The organism is Mucilaginibacter sp. (genome assembly GCF_039925265.1).
GTDB lineage: Bacteria > Bacteroidota > Bacteroidia > Sphingobacteriales > Sphingobacteriaceae > Mucilaginibacter.
This window is the reverse complement of record NZ_JBDSZG010000007.1, coordinates 1-19,817: the sequence shown is the minus strand read 5'-3', so window position 1 is coordinate 19,817 and position 19,817 is coordinate 1. Positions and strand designations below refer to the sequence as shown.

Sequence of the window (19,817 nt, the reverse complement as noted above, 5' to 3'; positions counted from 1 at the left end):
GTGTATAAATAGTTTTTATGTTTTTAGGCAAGTTCATACAGTATATACAGTACGAAAAGCGGTACTCGCCGCACACTGTATCCGCCTACCAGTCGGACCTGGAACAATTCATGCGTTTTCTGAACCCTCCGGACGAAGAAGCAACCATCACACACCCTGAAGAAATTACCCATCACGATATCCGTAACTGGATGGTAGCTGATGAAACCCTTGCCCCACGCAGCGTAAACCGCAAGCTGGCCACCCTGCGCAAGTACTTCAAATTTTTACTGCAGGAGGGGGATATTAAGGCGAACCCCACATCGCGCCTCACCGCGCTTAAGGCCCCAAAGAATTTGCCAAGCGTGGTGGAAAGCAAAAAGCTGACAGATATGCTCGACGGTAAACTGGATAAGGAGCAGCTGCCTGTTTTTTCTGATGATTTTGAAGGCATCCGCGATAAAACCGTTATCGAACTCCTTTTTGGTACCGGGATGCGCCTCGCCGAAATTGTGGGCGTAAAAGAATCAGATATAAATTTTTACGAAAACACCATAAAAGTTTTAGGTAAACGCAACAAGCAGAGGATAATACCCCTCAATAACGAGCTGGTAACCCAACTGAAAGCCTACATAGCGGCAAAGGAAAGTGAAAATTTTCATAACAATTCCTTAACTTTTCTCGTTACAACTAAAGGCGATAACGTATATCCGAAGCTTATTTATTTAATAGTGCAGAAATACCTCTCCAACATATCAACCCAGAACAAAAAGAGCCCTCACGTACTGAGGCACACCTTTGCTACAACATTATTAAACAACGGCGCCGATCTGAACGCCATTAAAGAACTTTTGGGCCATGCTAACCTAAGCGCAACCCAAATTTATACACATAATTCAGTTGAACGTTTAAAGTCTATTTACAAACAAGCCCATCCAAAGGGTTAAAAAGGAGGAAAAATGAAAATTACAGTGCAATCAATTCACTTTACAGCAGACCAGAAATTGCTGAATTTCATCCAAAAAAAGGTTGACAAGCTGGAGACATTTTACGACCACATTATTAGTGGCGAGGTTTATTTAAAACTGGAGAATGTAAAAGACGAAGCAAATAAGATAACGGAGATAAAACTGCTGTTGCCGGGCAACCAGATTTTTGCCAAAGAGATGTGTAAAACTTTTGAAGAGGCTACAGATGCCGTGGTAGAAAGCCTGCGCATGCAGATAGAGAAGCATAAAACTAAAAAAGCGATAGCTGCCGAAGCTGCTAAAAAAGCAGTACTGTTGCCGGCAGAAGACGATTTTTAACATTATAAAAAGGAAGCTATAATTTCCGGGATCGGCAGGTGAGAACCTGCCGATTTTTTTTGTGGGTATTACAACACGCAAATACCTTAAAGTATAAATTGTTATATTTGTTAAGTAATTATTTTGTTATGAAAAATGCAATTAAAGCACAGCCATTAAGCGATGCCCAAATTATGGTTTTGCAAATAGTTAAGGAGCAATATGACGAAGATGACCTGGAAGATCTGCGACGTTTATTGGTGGAGTTTAACAGTGATAAAATGCAAAAGCATTTAGATAAAACTGTTACCGAAAAAGGGTATCAACAAGGCGATTTTGAAAACATGCTTCAAGGCCATTCGCGAAAAGCGCGGTAATTTATGTTGCGCATAGTTTTAGATACCAATGTGCTTGTTGCAAGTATCTCCCGTCGTTCTCCTTATCATTGGGTGTGGAAGTCATTTTTACAGAGCAAGTATAAATTATGTATTACTACTGATATACTTGACGAGTATGCGGAAATAGTGGAGCGATTTTTTTCGGTGGTTGACGCAGAGCACACCCTCACACAAATTATGCTGCAGACGAACGTAGTAAAGATCATTCGCTACTATGAATGGAATATAATTGAAAAAGATCCGGACGATAACAAGTTTTTTGATTGCGCAGTAGCCGCCAATGCTGATTATATTGTTTCCGAGGATAAGCACTTCGAGATATTAAGGCAGATTCCCTTTCCCTCCGTTACTTTGCTTAAGGTTGCTCAATTTAAGCAGTTGTTAGATGCTGGCGTGGTCGATTAGCAAAAGTAATTCACGGATCACTATTCAAAAACGCATTTTTTATGCTAATCATCTCATCGTATTCAGTAGAAGGGTGCTTTTGAGGCGCGGTTACAATAGTCATTGGGGCCGTTTACAAAGCTAAAATTTAATTAATTCCGTGTGTTTTAAGCCTCTATATTTTTTTTGAAAAATAATTTTGTGGGGCTTTAAATTTTTGTAGATTTGCAATCCGTTTCAGAGAGGCTTTTAACGCAGCCAATCGAAGGAAAGGGAATGGTTCTTTAAAATAAAAAATAGCGCAATATTAATTTGCCGCCAATTTTGGGAAAGCTACAGGTGAGTACTATGAATTGGTAACAATTAAGCCTCCTTAGCTCAGCTGGTAGAGCGACTGACTTGTAATCAGTAGGTCATTGGTTCGATCCCGATAGGAGGCTCTGTTTATTTCGGGAGTGTAGTGTTTAGCTTCAACTTTGAACATTATTAATTCCCGGAATCAACAATTGGGGGGATACCAGAGCGGTCAAATGGGGCGGACTGTAAATCCGCTGCTTCGGCTACGAAGGTTCGAATCCTTCTCCCCCCACAATTGTGAATTAGTGAGTTAGCGAATGAGTGAATATTGAGAGATCAATTCACTAATTCGCTAACTCACTCATTCACTAATTATTTTGCGGAAGTAGCTCAGTTGGTAGAGCGATAGCCTTCCAAGCTATAGGTCGAGAGTTCGAACCTCTTCTTCCGCTCGGTTGGTTCAATGGTTAATTAGTTCAATGGTTCATTAGTAACTAATTATATAAGACCAATGAACTGATGAATACATGAACCAATGAACAAAAAGCCGACGTAGCTCAGGGGTAGAGCACTTCCTTGGTAAGGAAGAGGTCATGGGTTCAAATCCCATTGTTGGCTCATTATATTAGTACAGTATAATACATTTTAAAGTATAAATTAACCTACAAACAAATATAAATCATGGCAAAAGAAAAATTTGACCGCAGTAAACCGCACTTAAACATCGGTACTATCGGTCACGTTGACCACGGCAAAACAACCCTTACTGCAGCTATCACTAAAGTATTAGCTGATGCAGGTTTATCAGAAGCTCGTTCATTCGATTCAATTGACTCAGCTCCTGAAGAAAAAGAACGTGGTATAACTATCAACACAGCGCACGTTGAGTACTCAACTGCAAACCGTCACTACGCTCACGTTGACTGTCCAGGTCACGCGGATTACGTGAAAAACATGGTTACTGGTGCGGCTCAGATGGACGGTGCAATTATTGTTGTTGCTGCTACAGATGGTCCAATGCCACAAACTCGTGAGCACATCCTTTTGGCTCGCCAGGTAGGTGTACCTTCATTGGTTGTATTCATGAACAAAGTGGATATGGTTGATGATCCAGAATTATTAGAATTAGTAGAAATGGAGATCCGCGAACTATTATCGTTCTACGATTTCCCAGGTGATGATATCCCGGTTATTCAAGGTTCGGCCTTAGGTGGTTTGAACGGCGATCCACAATGGGTTGGCAAAATTATGGAGTTGATGGATGCTGTAGATAGCTACATCCCTATCCCTCCGCGTTTAACTGAGTTACCTTTCTTGATGCCTGTTGAAGATGTATTCTCGATCACTGGTCGTGGTACTGTTGCAACTGGTCGTATCGAGCGTGGTGTTATCAACTCAGGTGAGCAAGTAGACATCCTTGGTATGGGTGCTGAAAACTTAAAATCAACCGTAACTGGTGTTGAGATGTTCCGCAAGATCTTAGATCGTGGCGAAGCTGGTGATAACGTAGGTTTATTGTTACGTGGTATTGAAAAAACTGATATCCGCAGGGGTATGGTTATTTGCAAACCAGGTTCAGTTAACCCACACACAGATTTCAAAGCAGAGGTTTACGTATTATCAAAAGCTGAAGGTGGCCGTCACACGCCGTTCTTTAACAAATACCGTCCTCAGTTCTATTTCCGCACAACAGACGTTACAGGCGAAATCAGCCTGGCAGAAGGTGTAGAAATGGTTATGCCTGGTGATAACGTTACAATCACTGTAAAGTTGATCAACGCTATCGCAATGGAAAAAGGCTTACGTTTCGCTATCCGTGAAGGTGGCAGAACAGTAGGTGCCGGCCAGGTAACTGAAATTTTAAAATAATTTCTTACCCTTAAATGGGTAGCAAAACGGTTAATTTTTGTGTAAAGTACCGGAGCTTTAGCTTCGGTACTTTATTCACAATATAAGTAACACACAAATTTCTTCAGGGAGATTTAATAATACACGGGAATAGTTCAACGGTAGAATAGAGGTCTCCAAAACCTTTGATCAGGGTTCGAATCCTTGTTCCCGTGCTTAAGTATTAATAAATATGGCTGGCGTAGCTGAGTATATAAAAGAATCATACATCGAGTTGACCGAGAAAGTAACCTGGCCAACATGGAAAGAGCTGCAAAGCAGTGCAGTACTGGTATTGGTAGCTGCTATGATCATAGCTATGGTGATTTTTGGTATGGACCAGATCATCGGTTATGTACTTAATCAGTTTTACACATCGTTAGCCTAATTATATATAATAGATGAGCGATCAAACTAAATGGTACGTAGTAAGGGCTATCAGCGGTAAAGAAAAAAAGGTAAAGCAATACATTGATGCCGAAGTAAACCGCTTAGGCATTACTCACCTTGTACCGCAGGTATTGATCCCTACAGAGAAATATTACCAAATGCGCGACGGGAAGAAGATCGCTAAAGAGCGCAACTATTTCCCGGGCTATGTATTGATGGAAGCTGCGCTTGATGGCGAATTGGAGCACATCATTAAAAACATAAACAGCGTAATTGGTTTCCTTGGCGATAAGCAAGGTAATGCTATCCCACTTCGCCAGGCAGAAGTTAACCGTATTTTAGGTAAGGTTGATGAGATGAGCGCACAGGGCGAAACCATGAATGTACCGTATTACGTTGGCGAAAACGTTAAAGTAATGGACGGGCCTTTCAACGGCTTTAGCGGTGTGATTGAAGAAGTGAACGAAGAGAAAAAGAAACTAAAGGTAATGGTAAAGATTTTCGGGCGCCGTACGCCGCTTGAATTGAATTACATGCAGGTAGAGAAAGAATAGTTTGGTGAGTAGGAAGTGGTGAGTAGCGAGTTTCATTTGCAGCCGGCCCCAAAATCCAGATAATAAAAATATATAATACGTGTTGAGGTTTTGAACGAGTAACAACTTACTATTCACAACTCACCACTCACAATCTTAAATGTTACTTAGCTTCCACTTACTAACATTGAGTTATAATTAAAACAAAGTAAAATGGCAAAAGAAGTCGGTGCGATGGTAAAGCTACAGGTAAAGGGCGGCGCTGCAAACCCATCTCCACCAATTGGCCCTGCATTGGGTGCAAAAGGTGTGAACATTATGGAGTTTTGCAAGCAGTTCAACGCACGTACCCAGGATAAACCTGGTAAAGTGTTGCCGGTGCTTATTACTGTTTATGTCGACAAGTCTTTCGAATTTATTATCAAAACCCCTCCGGTAGCTATACAGCTTTTAGAAGCAACAGGCTTAAAGAGTGGTTCGGCAGAGCCCAACCGTAAGAAAGTTGCCAATGTAAATTGGGAACAGGTTGAAACTATTGCCAAGGATAAAATGGTAGACTTGAATGCATTTACAGTAGAATCAGCCATGAAAATGGTGGCAGGTACTGCCCGCAGTATGGGAATCACCGTATCAGGTACGGCTCCCTGGAACTAAATTGATCTGGAACATCGGGATCAAAAAATTAATTAATTTATACAAATCAGTTTAAGACAGTGGCAAGATTAACAAAAAATCAAAAAGCGGCACTATCCAAAATTGAGGCGAACAAATCGTACTCATTAGAAGCAGCATCAGCTTTGGTGAAGGAATTAACCTTAACCAAGTTTGATTCATCTGTTGATATTGATGTACGTTTAGGTGTAGATCCGCGTAAAGCCAATCAAATGGTGCGTGGTATTGCAACCTTACCTCATGGAACCGGTAAAACTGTACGTGTATTAGTGCTTTGTACTCCTGATAAGGAACAAGAAGCAAAAGATGCAGGTGCGGATTTTGTAGGTTTGGACGAATATATTGCCAAGATTGAAGGTGGTTGGACCGATGTCGATATTATCATAACCATGCCAAGTGTTATGGCTAAAGTTGGTCGTTTGGGTCGTATTCTCGGTCCACGTAACTTAATGCCTAACCCTAAATCAGGTACAGTAACGCCAGAAGTTGGTAAAGCTGTAACTGAGGTAAAAGGCGGTAAGATCGATTTCAAGGTTGATAAAACCGGTATCATCCATACCTCAATAGGAAAAGCGTCTTTCTCTGCCGATAAAATTTACGAGAATGCATTAGAAGTATTGCAAACAATCTCTAAATTAAAACCATCAGCAGCAAAAGGTACATATTTTAAGAGTATACATATCTCTTCAACCATGTCGCCGGGTATAACAGTTGAAACTAAATCAGTAGCGGGAATTTAATCATGAATAAAGAAGAAAAATACGACTTGGTTCTTGCTCTTACTGAGCAGATGAAAGAGTATGGTAATTTCTATATTACTGATACTTCTGATCTGACGGTTGCAAAAGTTAACAATATCCGTCGCCAGTGCTTTGATGCTGATATCACCATGCAGGTAGCAAAAAACAGCTTGATCAAAAAAGCTATGGAAGCAGCCGGCGGCGATTTCAGCCCGATATATGATGTATTAAAAGGTTCATCATCAATCCTTTTTTCTAAATCAGCAACCGCTCCGGCCAAGTTGATCAAACTATTAAGGAAAAAAAGTGATAAACCACTTTTAAAAGCAGCATATATTGATTCAGCGATATTTATTGGTGATGACCAATTAGATACCCTGACCAAGCTAAAATCAAAAGAACAATTGATTGGCGAGATAGTAGGCTTACTGCAATCACCGGCAAAGAACGTTATTTCTGCATTACAATCAGGCGGAAATATACTGGCAGGTGTTGTAAAAACATTACAGGAAAGAGGTTAACGAACACCTCATTTAAAGTTCGATTTAAACAAAAAAGCATTAAGTAAAAATTAAAATAAAAATGGCGGATTTAAAAGCGTTTGCTGAACAGTTGGTAAACTTAACAGTAAAAGAAGTAAACGAATTAGCTCAGATATTAAAAGATGAGTACGGTATCGAGCCAGCTGCTGCAGCTGTTTCTGTTGCTGCTGCTCCTGCTGGTGGCGATGACGCTCCAGCTGCTGAGGCAGTTCAAACTGCATTTGACGTTATCCTGAAAGAAGCAGGTGGCGCTAAATTAGCAGTTGTTAAATTAGTAAAAGATCTTACAGGCTTAGGTTTGAAAGAAGCTAAAGACTTAGTTGACAGTGCACCTAAAGAGGTTAAAACTGGCGTAACTAAAGAAGAAGCTGAATCTCTGAAAAAACAATTAGAGGAAGCCGGAGCAGTAGTTGAGGTTAAATAATTTAACCTACACCAAATAGCATCAGACTCCGACCGTTTAGGTCGGGGTCTATTGCTGTTTATATCCGTTAGATTTTTGGCGCGGGATATGAGATATGATATTCTTGCGTTCATACAATGCACGAGTTTACACGTCAGCCTTAAATCTTATTATCAAAGTATCTCATATCAAAATATAGGTTTAATAAACTAAAATTATAATACCTTGGCAAACAATAATAACCAAAGAGTAAACTTTGCAACCAGCAGAAAGGTACTTGATTACCCCGACTTTCTGGATGTTCAGTTACAATCTTTCCAGGAATTTTTTCAATTGGAAACCACGTCAGACAACCGCTACAAAGAAGGGTTGTTTAAAGTATTTGCCGAAAACTTTCCAATATCAGATTCAAGGAACATCTTCGTTTTAGAGTTTCTTGACTACTTTATTGATCCGCCACGTTACGATATACGCGAGTGTATTGAGCGCGGTTTAACTTACAGTGTGCCATTAAAAGCAAAACTTCGCCTATCATGTAACGATGCTGAGCACGAAGATTTTGAAACCATTGTACAGGATGTTTATTTGGGTACCATCCCTTATATGACACCTAAAGGTACATTTGTTATTAATGGTGCCGAGCGTGTAATTGTATCGCAGTTACACCGTTCGCCAGGTGTGTTCTTCGGCCAAAGCCGCCACACCAACGGTACAAAATTATACTCTGCCCGCGTTATCCCGTTCAAAGGATCGTGGATTGAGTTTGCTACAGACGTTAACAACGTGATGTATGCATACATTGACCGTAAAAAGAAATTCCCGGTTACAACCTTGCTTCGTGCAATTGGCTATGATTCTGATAAAGATATATTAGAATTATTTGAGCTGGCTGATGAAGTAAAAGTTAGCAAAAGCGGCCTGAAGAAATTCATCGGTCGTAAACTTGCTGCAAGGGTGCTTAAAAAATGGGTAGAAGATTTTGTGGATGAGGATACCGGTGAAGTGGTATCTATCGACCGTAACGAGATCATCCTTGAGCGCGAAACCGTTTTGGAAGACGACCATATTGATATGATCATTGATGCAGGTGTTAAAACCATCATCCTGAACAAGGAAGATGCTGCCACCAGCGGTGATTATACTATTATATATAACACGTTACAAAAAGATACTTCGAACTCGGAGAAAGAAGCGGTGGAGCATATCTACCGACAATTGCGTAACGCCGAACCACCTGATGAGGAAACTGCACGTGGTATCATCGATCGTTTATTCTTCTCTGATAAAAGATATGACCTGGGCGATGTGGGCCGTTACCGCATCAACCGTAAATTAAAGCTGAACACCTCTGATGAAACTAAGGTTTTAACCAAGCAGGATATCATCGCGATTGTTAAGTACCTGATCAAATTAATCAACTCAAAAGCTGAGGTGGATGATATTGATCACTTGAGCAACCGTCGTGTTCGTACTGTTGGCGAGCAGCTGTACGCACAATTTGGTGTAGGTTTAGCGCGTATGGCACGTACCATCCGCGAGCGTATGAACATTCGTGATAACGAGGTGTTCACACCAACCGACCTGATCAACGCGCGTACACTTTCATCGGTGATCAACTCGTTCTTCGGAACAAACCAGTTGTCACAGTTTATGGACCAAACCAACCCACTGGCAGAGATCACGCACAAGCGTCGTCTGTCAGCCCTTGGGCCCGGCGGTCTGTCACGTGAGCGTGCCGGTTTCGAGGTTCGTGACGTACACTACACCCACTACGGTAGGTTATGTACTATCGAAACTCCGGAAGGCCCGAACATTGGTTTGATCTCTTCACTTTGCGTACACGCCAAGATTAACAACTTAGGCTTTATCGAAACTCCGTACAAACGTGTGGTTGACGGTAAGGTACAGGTTGATGAGGCCGTTATCTATTTATCTGCTGAAGATGAAGATGGTAAAACCATAGGCCAGGCCAACGCGCATTATGATGATAAAGGTGTATTTGCTTTACCAAAAGTAAAAGCACGTTTTGAAGGTGACTTCCCTATTATCGACCCGGAAAAACTGGATCTGATGGACATCGCTCCAAACCAGATCACGTCTATCGCGGCATCATTGATTCCGTTCTTAGAGCATGATGATGCTAACCGTGCCCTGATGGGTTCGAACATGCAACGCCAGGCTGTACCATTGTTACGCCCTGAGGCGCCAATTGTAGGTACAGGTTTGGAAGGCCGTGTAGCAAAAGACTCTCGTACCCTTATCAACGCCGAAGGCGATGGTGTGGTTGAGTATGTTGATGCTAACGAGATCAAAATTAGATATGACCGTAACGATTTGGATCGTTTGATCTCTTTCGATGGCGATACACGCAGTTACCTGTTAACTAAGTTCAAGAAAACCAACCAGAGCACTACCATCAACTTAAAGCCGATTGTTAAAAAAGGCCAGCGGGTTACTAAAGGTGAAGTGCTTTGCGAAGGCTACGCTACACAAAACGGCGAGCTTGCATTGGGTCGTAACCTTAAAGTGGCATTCATGCCTTGGCAAGGTTACAACTTTGAGGATGCGATTGTAATATCTGAGCGCGTTGTGTCTCAGGATATCTTTACATCATTGCACGTTGAAGAGTTTGAGCTTGAAGTACGCGATACCAAACGTGGTGAAGAAGAGTTAACACCAGATATCCCTAACGTTTCTGAAGAAGCTACTAAGGACCTGGATGAAGACGGTATCATCCGTGTTGGCGCCGAGGTTAAAGAAGGCGACATCCTGATCGGTAAGATCACCCCTAAAGGCGAATCTGACCCTTCACCGGAAGAAAAATTACTGCGTGCCATATTTGGCGATAAAGCAGGCGACGTTAAAGATGCATCGTTAAAAACTCCGCCGTCTATAGCGGGTGTTGTTATCGATACCAAATTATTCAGCCGTGCTAAAAAGACTACTAAGGCAGAAGAAAAAGCACAGATAGAGAAGCTTGATATAAAACATGATAAAGCTGTAAAAGATCTTAAAAACACGCTCATCGAGAAGTTATTTGAGATCGTGAACGGCAAAACATCACAAGGTGTTTACAATGTTTACAAGGAGTTGTATGTAGCTAAAGGTGTTAAATTTACTCAGAAAATACTGACTGAACTGCACTACGAGAACATCAACCCAACCAAGTGGACCACTGATGACGATAAAAACGACCAGATAAAAACTTTGCTTCACAACTATAACATTAAAGTGAACGAAGAACTTGGCGCTTACCGCCGCGATAAATTCGCGATCAGCGTGGGTGATGAGTTACCATCAGGTATTGTACAAATGGCTAAAGTTTACATCGCTAAAAAGCGTAAGCTTAAAGTGGGTGATAAAATGGCAGGCCGCCACGGTAACAAAGGTATTGTTGCACGTATTGTACGTGACGAGGATATGCCTTTCTTGGAAGACGGAACACCGGTTGATATTGTGTTGAACCCACTGGGTGTACCATCACGTATGAACCTGGGCCAGATCTACGAAACCGTATTAGGCTGGGCTGGTAAAGAGCTGGGCATTAAATTCGCTACTCCAATTTTTGATGGTGCAAGCCATACCGAAGTGGAAGAGTGGGTTAAGAAAGCAAACTTGCCAGAATCGGGCCGTACTTACCTTTACAATGGTTTAACCGGCGATCGTTTCGATCAACAGACAACTGTAGGTATTATCTACATGCTTAAACTGGGTCACATGGTTGATGATAAGATGCACGCACGTTCTATCGGGCCGTACTCTCTTATCACACAACAGCCATTGGGTGGTAAAGCACAGTTTGGTGGTCAGCGTTTTGGTGAGATGGAGGTTTGGGCACTGGAAGCATTTGGTGCATCAAACATACTGCAGGAGATATTAACCGTTAAATCGGATGATGTTATCGGCCGTGCCAAAACCTACGAAGCTATTGTTAAAGGTGAAAATCTGCCAACACCATCAGTTCCGGAATCATTCAACGTATTGGTTCATGAATTAAGAGGTTTAGGTTTGGATATCACGTTAGAATAAGGTTGAAAGAGTTTAAAAGGTTGTAAAGGTTGAAGTAGTTGACGCTGCAAACCTTTACAACCCTTACAACATTTCTAACCCTTATAACTTTCACAACAAAAAACAAAGGAGACTATGTCTTACAAAAAGGATAATAAAATCAAAAGTAATTTCACCACAATTACGATCAGTTTAGCTTCTCCGGAATCTATCCTTGAGCGTTCGAGCGGTGAAGTTTTGAAACCGGAAACCATCAACTACAGGACCTACAAGCCTGAGCGCGATGGTTTGTTCTGCGAGCGTATATTCGGTCCGGTAAAAGATTACGAATGCCATTGCGGTAAATACAAACGTATCCGTTACAAAGGTATCGTGTGCGACCGTTGCGGTGTTGAAGTAACCGAAAAGAAAGTACGCCGTGAGCGTATGGGCCACATCAATTTGGTGGTGCCTGTTGCGCATATCTGGTACTTCCGCTCGTTGCCAAACAAAATTGGCTACCTGTTGGGCTTGCCAACCAAAAGGCTCGACCTGATCATTTATTACGAAAGATATGTAGTTATACAGCCGGGTATTAAAGAAGGCGATGGAATCTCCAGAATGGACTTCCTTACCGAAGAAGAATACCTGGATATATTGGATACCTTACCAAAGGAAAACCAATACCTGGATGATAAAGATCCACAGAAATTTGTAGCTAAGATGGGTGCCGAGGCTTTGGAAGATCTTCTGAAACGCCTTGACCTTGACCAGTTATCATACAACCTGCGCCACCAGGCTGCAAACGAAACTTCACAGCAACGTAAAAACGAAGCTTTGAAACGTTTACAGGTTGTAGAAGCTTTCCGTGACGCTAAAACAAGGATTGAGAATAACCCTGAGTGGATGATCGTTAAGATCGTTCCGGTTATCCCACCAGAATTGCGCCCATTGGTACCATTGGAAGGTGGCCGTTTTGCTACTTCCGATTTGAACGACCTTTACCGCCGTGTAATTATCCGTAACAACCGTTTAAAACGTTTGATCGAGATCAAAGCACCGGAAGTGATTTTACGTAACGAAAAACGTATGCTGCAGGAAGCTGTGGATTCGTTATTTGATAACTCACGTAAAGTTAACGCAGTAAAAACTGAAGGTAACCGTGCATTGAAATCACTTTCAGATATCCTGAAAGGTAAGCAAGGCCGTTTCCGTCAAAACTTACTGGGTAAACGTGTGGATTACTCTGCACGTTCGGTAATTGTTGTAGGCCCTAACCTTAAATTGCATGAGTGCGGTTTACCAAAGGATATGGCTGCTGAATTATTCAAACCATTTATCATCCGCAAGATGATTGAGCGTGGTGTGGTTAAAACAGTAAAATCTGCCAAGAAAATTGTTGACCGTAAAGACCCCTTAGTTTGGGATATTTTGGAAAACGTATTAAAAGGCCACCCTGTATTACTAAACCGTGCGCCTACGCTGCATAGGCTGGGTATCCAGGCTTTCCAACCAAAATTGGTAGAGGGTAAGGCTATACAATTGCACCCGTTAACCTGTACCGCCTTTAACGCGGATTTTGACGGTGACCAGATGGCTGTGCACGTACCACTTGGTAACGCAGCAATTTTGGAAGCCCAGGTATTAATGCTTGCATCGCACAACATCTTAAACCCTGCCAACGGTACCCCAATTACAGTACCTTCTCAGGACATGGTGCTTGGTTTGTACTACATAACCAAAGGCCGTAAAACAGATGAAGGACGTATTGTAAAAGGACAAGGTTTAACTTTCTATTCTGCCGAAGAGGTAATTATCGCTTATAACGAAAGAAAAATTGACCTGCACGCCTTTATCAAGGTTAAAGGAAAAATTAAAGAACGCGATGGCATCATCGTTTCTAAAATAATTGACACTACTGTAGGCCGCGTGTTATTTAACCAGCACGTGCCCGAAGAAGTTGGTTACATCAACGAATTGCTGACCAAAAAGTCGCTTCGTGATATTATCGGCGAGGTTGTTAAAAACACCGGTATGGCCCGCGCGGCACAATTCCTTGATGATATTAAGGAATTAGGCTTTAAGATGGCATTCCAGGGTGGTTTATCATTTAACCTGAAGGATATCAACATCCCTGAGGAAAAAGTGACACTGATTGCCCAGGCTTCTAAAGAAGTGGAAGATGTTATGGGTAACTATAACATGGGTTTCATTACCAACAACGAGCGTTATAACCAAATCATCGATATCTGGACACGTATCAACAACCGTTTAACCGCGAATGTGATGAACATCCTGAGCAACGATAACCAGGGTTTCAACTCTGTTTATATGATGCTTGACTCTGGTGCGCGTGGTTCTAAAGAGCAGATCCGTCAGCTTGCAGGTATGCGTGGTTTGATGGCTAAGCCACAGAAATCAGGCTCGGGTGGTGAGATCATCGAAAACCCGATCCTTTCTAACTTTAAAGAAGGTTTGTCGGTATTAGAGTACTTTATCTCTACCCACGGTGCGCGTAAAGGTTTGGCAGATACGGCGTTAAAAACAGCGGATGCTGGTTACTTAACCCGTAGGTTGCATGATGTTGCGCAGGATATGATCGTTGGTTCGGTAGATTGCGGTACTTTAAGAGGTATCTACACAACAGCATTAAAAGATAACGAAGATATTGTTGAGCCATTATACGATCGTATTTTGGGTCGTACAACCCTTCATGATGTTCATGACCCTATTACCGGCGAACTGTTGGTATCTGCAGGGCTTGATATCACCGAAGAAATTGGTAAGAAAATAGAGAACTCACCTTTAGAAGGTATCGAAATACGTTCGGTATTAACTTGCGAAAGCCGTAGAGGTGTTTGTACATTATGCTACGGCCGTAACCTTGCAAGCGGTAAACGCGTGCAAAAAGGCGAGGCAGTGGGTGTAATTGCAGCACAGTCTATCGGTGAGCCGGGTACGCAGTTAACACTGCGTACATTCCACGTGGGTGGTACCGCATCAAACATCGCGGCTGAATCTCAGATAAACGCAAGGTTTGATGGTATCATTGAATTTGAGAACGTACGTACGGTTGATTACAAAAACGATGAAGGAACTGTTGAAGTGGTACTTGGCCGTTCTGGCGAGTTCCGCATCATTGAAGCGGGTAGCAACAAGGTTATCGTTACCAACAACATTCCATACGGTTCATACCTGTATGTAAAAGATGGTGCGAAGATCACTAAAGGCGACCGTATCTGTTCATGGGATCCGTACAATGCGGTTATCATATCAGAGTTTGCCGGTATCACCACTTTTGAGGCGGTATTGGAAGGCATCACTTTCCGCGAGGAATCTGATGAGCAAACAGGTCACCGTGAGAAAGTTATTATTGATACCAGGGATAAAACAAAAAACCCTGTTATCCAGATAGCGGATACAAAAGGTAACATCATTAAAGGATACAACATCCCGGTAGGTGCCCACATTTCTGTTGAAGAAGGTGAAAAACTGCAAACCGGACAAGTTATTGCTAAAATTCCTCGTTCAACCGGTAAAACGCGAGATATTACAGGTGGTTTGCCACGTGTAACCGAGTTATTCGAAGCACGTAACCCATCTAACCCTGCGGTAGTAACCGAGATTGACGGTGTGGTAACTTTAGGTGGCGTGAAACGTGGTAACCGCGAGATCACTATTGAAAGTAAAGATGGCCAGGTTAAAAAATACCTGGTGCCTTTATCTAAACACATCCTTGTACAGGATAACGACTTTGTTAAAGCAGGTATGCCATTGTCTGATGGTTCTATCTCTCCGGCAGATATCCTTGCTATTAAGGGCCCTGCGGCCGTGCAAGAGTACCTGGTTAACGGTATACAAGAGGTTTACCGTTTACAGGGTGTGAAGATCAACGATAAACACTTTGAGGTTATTGTTCACCAGATGATGCAGAAAGTTGCCATTGAAGACGCAGGTGATACCCGTTTCCTTGAAAGGGAAGCAGTTGATAGCTGGGACTTTATGATAGAGAACGACGAGATGTTTGATAAGAAGGTTGTAACCGAATCAGGTGATTCAACCAACTTAAAAGTAGGTCAGATCGTATCTTTAAGGAAACTACGCGACGAAAACTCTATCCTGAAACGTAAGGATGCGCAACTGGTTGAGGTAAGGGATGCAATTGCTGCAACTTCGAGCCCGATGCTGCAAGGTATCACAAGAGCATCGTTAGGTACCAAATCGTTTATTTCAGCGGCATCGTTCCAGGAAACTACAAAAGTACTGAACGAAGCAGCCATAGCAGGTAAGAAAGATAACATGCTGGGCTTGAAAGAGAACGTTATTGTTGGTCACTTAATTCCTTCCGGTACGGGTTTACGCGAGTACGAAAATATCCGCGTAGGTTCTCAGGAAGAATTTGATCGCCTGATGGCTTCAAAAACTGAGGAAGTAGAAGCTTAATCAGATTTTTTTAAATACTTTTGCAAAGCCTTCTATGAAAATGGAAGGCTTTGCTATTTTAGTACCATGGAAGAACAACAAAACGAAAACCAGATAAACATTGAGCTTTCTGAAGAAGTTGCAGAGGGCGTTTACGCAAACCTTGCTATAATCACCCATTCCAGTTCGGAGTTTGTACTCGATTTTATCCGCGTAATGCCGGGTATCCCAAAGGCAAAAGTAAAATCGCGCGTGATACTAACGCCCGAGCACGCCAAAAGGCTGCTAACCGCGCTTGAGGACAACATAGAGAAATTTGAGGCCGTAAATGGTCGCATCAAAATAGGCAACGATCCAACTGGCGGCGCTTTCCCTATCACCTTCGGGGGACCTATAGGGCAGGCTTAATTGGTTCATTAGTTCACTGGTTCATTAGTTCATTGGTGCATAGTTGGATAAGCATCGGCTAAATAAAATCTTAACAATGAGTTACCATCGCCTGGAAGATTTAGAAGTTTACCAGTTAGCCGATCATTTTGGCAATGAGATTTGGGATGCTGTTATAAAATGGGAGATTTTTGCGCGGGATACTGTAGGCAAACAATTCACCAGGGCCGCCGATTCGATAGGGGCAAATATCGCCGAAGGATATGGGCGCTATCATTACAAAGAGAATAGAAATTTCTGCTTTTTTAGCCGCGGCTCATTGTTAGAAACGAAGAGTTGGCTTAAAAAAGCGAGGTATAGAAATTTAATAAGCGAAGAACAGTTCACCGAACTGTATGAAAAGCTTGAAACCATTCATATTAAGTTGAACGCATGCATAAAATTTATTGGCAAACCCGGTGAAAAGAAGCTTTATCAATAGTGACTAACACACCAATGAACCAATGACTAATGAACCAATGAACAAACAAGCTAAAATATATATCGCCGGGCATCGTGGGATGGTGGGTTCTGCTATACACCGCAAGCTGCAGGCAGAGGGCTACACCAACTTTATTTTAAGAACTTCTGCTGAGATAGATCTGCGCGACCAGCAACAGGTGGCCGCTTTCTTTGCCGCTACAAAACCCGATTACGTTTTTTTGGCAGCAGCAAAAGTTGGTGGTATAGTAGCCAATAACACCTACCGCGCCGATTTTTTGTACGAAAACCTGCAGATCCAAAACAACGTTATTCATAACTCTTATTTAAACGGGGTTAAAAAGCTGATGTTTCTGGGCTCCAGCTGTATCTATCCAAAAATGGCCCCACAGCCGTTGAAGGAAGATTACCTATTGACTGGTTTGCTGGAACCAACTAACGAACCATACGCCATAGCCAAAATTGCCGGCATCAAAATGTGCGATGCATACCGTGCGCAATATGGCTGCAACTTTATATCGGTAATGCCTACCAACATGTATGGCTATAACGATAATTACCACCCGCAAAATTCGCACGTGTTGCCGGCCATGATCCGCAGGTTTCATGAGGCTAAGGAGCAGAATTTACCAACAGTTACCATTTGGGGAACAGGCACGCCGCTGCGCGAGTTTTTGTTTGCCGATGATTTGGCCGAAGCCTGCTATTACCTGATGCAGAATTACGATGAGCCCGGCCTGGTAAACATAGGCAGCGGCACCGAGATTACCATCAAAGACCTTGCACTGTTAATAAAAAAGGTAACCGGTTACGAGGGCAATATAGACTTTGATACCAGCAAACCCGACGGTACTCCGCGCAAGCTAATGGATGTAACCAAGCTGGCCGAAAAGGGCTGGAAATACTCCACGCAGTTAGAAGACGGTATCCGCCTGGCATACGAGGATTTTTTAATAAAGCATGTTGAGCGGTAAGGCAAACAATATTACACCAAAATATGTTAGCACAGCGCTAACACAAATTAATATAAATGAGTAAAACCATCATATTCGGCGCTTCGGGCCAGTTAGGGCAATGTTTTAAAAAATTAGCCGCGGATAAAGGGCTCGACTTCTTTATTTTCCCGGATGAGACTGAAGCTAATATTTTGGATGTTGAAGGCTTAGGGAAACTCTTCGCTAAATACAAGCCAGCTTATGCCGTTAACTGCGCTGCATATACCGCGGTTGATAAAGCCGAAGACGACATTGAGCTTGCCGAAAAGATCAACAAAACGGGGGTAGAGAACATTGCCAAATTGTGTGGAGAACACGGCACAAAATTGATCCAGGTTTCTACAGATTTTGTATTTAAGGGGGATATCTCGTCGCCATTAAACGAGGATGATGAAACCCTGCCCATCAGTGTTTACGGCCAAACCAAACTGGATGGCGAGAAAGTTATCCCACCTCTTTTGAATGAATACTTTATCGTTCGCACGGCATGGCTTTATTCGGAATTTGCGAACAACTACGTTAAAACAATGTTGAGACTGGGCAGCGAACGCCCCGAACTAAAAATAATTGCCGACCAGGCGGGTACACCAACATACGCTATCGACCTGGCAGATTGCATCATCACCATCATCCAATCGGGCAGTACCGCTTACGGTATTTACCATTACAGCAACGAAGGGATAGCATCCTGGTACGATTTCTCCAAGGCGATATTTGAAATTGCCGGCACCCAGGTAAAGGTTATCCCAATCCCAACCAGTGATTACCCAACCAGAGCAGTTAGGCCGCCGTATTCGGTAATGGATAAAACTAAAATAAAGAAAACTTTCGGCATCGAAGTTCCGTATTGGAGGGAGAGCCTGCAGGTTTGCATTGTTCAAATTAAAAAACAAAACTAAGTACATCACAACCATGAAAGGTATCATATTAGCAGGCGGATCGGGCACAAGGCTTTATCCTATCACCAAGGCAATTAGTAAACAACTGATGCCTATTTATGATAAGCCGATGATCTACTACCCGCTATCGGTATTGATGCTGGCCGGTATCAACGAGATCCTCATTATTACCACCGCTGAAGATAACCCCGGTTTTGTGCGCTTGTTGGGCACCGGCGAAGAATTGGGCTGTAAATTCCAATACGCTATACAAGAAACACCAAACGGATTGGCACAGGCCTTTGTTATTGGTGCCGATTTTATTGGTAAGGATAAAGTAGCTCTGGTATTAGGCGATAACATTTTCTACGGTTCGGGCTTTAGTAAGCTAATACGGAGCTTTAACGATGTAGATGGCGCTGCCATATTTGCTTACCCCGTTGCCGACCCGGAGCGCTATGGTGTGGTAGAATTTGACTCAGAATTCCGCGCCGTATCAATAGAAGAGAAACCAACAGCGCCAAAATCCAAATACGCTGTACCTGGCTTATACTTCTACGATAACAGCGTAGTGGAGATAGCCAAAAACATTGCCCCATCCCCACGCGGCGAATATGAAATAACTGATGTTAACCGTGTTTACCTGGAACAAGGCAACCTAAAAGTAGGCGTAATGGACCGCGGCACCGCCTGGTTAGATACCGGCACATTTGATTCTTTAAGCGATGCTACGGAATTTGTACGTGTGATAGAAAAACGCCAGTCGCGCAAAATAGGGTGTATTGAGGAGGTTGCCTATGCGATGGGCTTTATTGATGATGAGCAATTGAAGGTTTTGGTGCAGAAATACATCAAAAGCGGTTATGGTGCTTACTTGCAAAGTCTGTTGAATCAATAGGGTCGGTTGGCGGTTAGCAGTAAAGCCGCCGCCGCAAGCGTCCCCGGCTTGTGGCCCACATGGAAGGTAGCCATCATGTAAACTGTGCAGAGTAAAAACAACGCTGCTCTGCTAACTGGCCACAAGCCGGGTGTGGCCGTTGCACAACGAGGACTTTGATAACCATAAACTGAGCTATACGGCCTAGGTATACGATTTTAAGAATAGTAAAATTCACCTGCTTTCAAAGGCTCCGATAGGCTTAAAAGTGCCCACCAAA

18 protein-coding genes and 5 tRNA genes are annotated in these 19,817 nt (G+C 42.7%); all 23 read left to right on the top strand.

Annotated elements, in window-relative coordinates; translation table 11 throughout:
- Positions 1 to 17: 17 nt before the first annotated feature.
- The 23 genes from ABIX36_RS01355 (at position 18) to rfbA (ending at position 19,558) form a co-directional block, all read left to right on the top strand.
- Complete coding sequence (locus tag ABIX36_RS01355; protein WP_348080362.1) at positions 18 to 926, top strand: tyrosine-type recombinase/integrase; 909 nt, start codon at positions 18 to 20, stop codon at positions 924 to 926.
- 12 nt (positions 927 to 938) lie between these two features.
- Positions 939 to 1,286 carry a ribosome-associated translation inhibitor RaiA gene (raiA, locus tag ABIX36_RS01350; protein WP_348080361.1) on the top strand — a complete coding sequence of 116 codons (348 nt, stop codon included), beginning with the start codon at positions 939 to 941 and terminating at the stop codon, positions 1,284 to 1,286.
- 128 nt (positions 1,287 to 1,414) lie between these two features.
- Positions 1,415 to 1,642: a hypothetical protein gene (locus ABIX36_RS01345; protein WP_348080360.1), complete on the top strand. Its 228-nt coding sequence runs from the start codon at positions 1,415 to 1,417 to the stop codon at positions 1,640 to 1,642.
- Positions 1,643 to 1,645: 3 nt separating this feature from the next.
- Positions 1,646 to 2,068, top strand: a complete 423-nt coding sequence (locus tag ABIX36_RS01340) for a putative toxin-antitoxin system toxin component, PIN family (RefSeq protein WP_348080359.1) — start codon at positions 1,646 to 1,648, stop codon at positions 2,066 to 2,068.
- Positions 2,069 to 2,414: 346 nt separating this feature from the next.
- A tRNA-Thr gene (locus tag ABIX36_RS01335) sits at positions 2,415 to 2,487 on the top strand.
- Between the two features lie 68 nt (positions 2,488 to 2,555).
- Positions 2,556 to 2,636, top strand: a tRNA-Tyr gene (locus ABIX36_RS01330).
- Positions 2,637 to 2,723: 87 nt separating this feature from the next.
- Positions 2,724 to 2,796, top strand: a tRNA-Gly gene (locus ABIX36_RS01325).
- Between the two features lie 94 nt (positions 2,797 to 2,890).
- Positions 2,891 to 2,962, top strand: a tRNA-Thr gene (locus ABIX36_RS01320).
- A 63-nt stretch (positions 2,963 to 3,025) separates the two neighbouring features.
- Positions 3,026 to 4,213 carry an elongation factor Tu gene (gene tuf, locus ABIX36_RS01315; protein WP_128531935.1) on the top strand — a complete coding sequence of 396 codons (1,188 nt, stop codon included), beginning with the start codon at positions 3,026 to 3,028 and terminating at the stop codon, positions 4,211 to 4,213.
- A gap of 123 nt (positions 4,214 to 4,336) precedes the next feature.
- Positions 4,337 to 4,407 (top strand) — tRNA-Trp (locus ABIX36_RS01310).
- 17 nt (positions 4,408 to 4,424) lie between these two features.
- On the top strand, positions 4,425 to 4,619 hold the full coding sequence (secE, locus tag ABIX36_RS01305) for a preprotein translocase subunit SecE (protein ID WP_348080358.1): 195 nt from the start codon (positions 4,425 to 4,427) through the stop codon (positions 4,617 to 4,619).
- A gap of 13 nt (positions 4,620 to 4,632) precedes the next feature.
- Positions 4,633 to 5,175, top strand: coding sequence for a transcription termination/antitermination protein NusG (gene nusG, locus ABIX36_RS01300; protein WP_191188543.1), 543 nt, complete (start codon positions 4,633 to 4,635; stop codon positions 5,173 to 5,175).
- Between the two features lie 192 nt (positions 5,176 to 5,367).
- The gene (gene rplK, locus ABIX36_RS01295) at positions 5,368 to 5,808 is read left to right on the top strand and encodes a 50S ribosomal protein L11 (RefSeq protein ID WP_348080357.1); all 441 of its coding nucleotides are present in this window, start codon (positions 5,368 to 5,370) and stop codon (positions 5,806 to 5,808) included.
- Positions 5,809 to 5,867: 59 nt separating this feature from the next.
- Positions 5,868 to 6,566, top strand: a complete 699-nt coding sequence (rplA, locus tag ABIX36_RS01290) for a 50S ribosomal protein L1 (protein WP_128531931.1) — start codon at positions 5,868 to 5,870, stop codon at positions 6,564 to 6,566.
- Positions 6,567 to 6,568: 2 nt separating this feature from the next.
- Positions 6,569 to 7,087 carry a 50S ribosomal protein L10 gene (gene rplJ / locus ABIX36_RS01285; RefSeq protein WP_348080356.1) on the top strand — a complete coding sequence of 173 codons (519 nt, stop codon included), beginning with the start codon at positions 6,569 to 6,571 and terminating at the stop codon, positions 7,085 to 7,087.
- A gap of 61 nt (positions 7,088 to 7,148) precedes the next feature.
- Positions 7,149 to 7,532 carry a 50S ribosomal protein L7/L12 gene (gene rplL, locus ABIX36_RS01280; RefSeq protein ID WP_128531929.1) on the top strand — a complete coding sequence of 128 codons (384 nt, stop codon included), beginning with the start codon at positions 7,149 to 7,151 and terminating at the stop codon, positions 7,530 to 7,532.
- A 204-nt stretch (positions 7,533 to 7,736) separates the two neighbouring features.
- Positions 7,737 to 11,540 carry a DNA-directed RNA polymerase subunit beta gene (gene rpoB / locus ABIX36_RS01275; RefSeq protein WP_348080355.1) on the top strand — a complete coding sequence of 1,268 codons (3,804 nt, stop codon included), beginning with the start codon at positions 7,737 to 7,739 and terminating at the stop codon, positions 11,538 to 11,540.
- 114 nt (positions 11,541 to 11,654) lie between these two features.
- Positions 11,655 to 15,941, top strand: coding sequence for a DNA-directed RNA polymerase subunit beta' (gene rpoC / locus ABIX36_RS01270; RefSeq protein WP_348080354.1), 4,287 nt, complete (start codon positions 11,655 to 11,657; stop codon positions 15,939 to 15,941).
- Between the two features lie 66 nt (positions 15,942 to 16,007).
- Positions 16,008 to 16,328, top strand: a complete 321-nt coding sequence (locus ABIX36_RS01265; RefSeq protein WP_348080353.1) for a DUF3467 domain-containing protein — start codon at positions 16,008 to 16,010, stop codon at positions 16,326 to 16,328.
- A gap of 76 nt (positions 16,329 to 16,404) precedes the next feature.
- Positions 16,405 to 16,788, top strand: coding sequence for a four helix bundle protein (locus tag ABIX36_RS01260; RefSeq protein ID WP_348080352.1), 384 nt, complete (start codon positions 16,405 to 16,407; stop codon positions 16,786 to 16,788).
- Between the two features lie 37 nt (positions 16,789 to 16,825).
- The gene (locus tag ABIX36_RS01255) at positions 16,826 to 17,761 is read left to right on the top strand and encodes a GDP-L-fucose synthase (RefSeq protein ID WP_348080487.1); all 936 of its coding nucleotides are present in this window, start codon (positions 16,826 to 16,828) and stop codon (positions 17,759 to 17,761) included.
- A 56-nt stretch (positions 17,762 to 17,817) separates the two neighbouring features.
- On the top strand, positions 17,818 to 18,681 hold the full coding sequence (rfbD, locus tag ABIX36_RS01250; protein WP_348080351.1) for a dTDP-4-dehydrorhamnose reductase: 864 nt from the start codon (positions 17,818 to 17,820) through the stop codon (positions 18,679 to 18,681).
- A gap of 13 nt (positions 18,682 to 18,694) precedes the next feature.
- Positions 18,695 to 19,558, top strand: a complete 864-nt coding sequence (rfbA, locus tag ABIX36_RS01245; RefSeq protein WP_348080350.1) for a glucose-1-phosphate thymidylyltransferase RfbA — start codon at positions 18,695 to 18,697, stop codon at positions 19,556 to 19,558.
- Positions 19,559 to 19,817 lie beyond the last annotated feature (259 nt).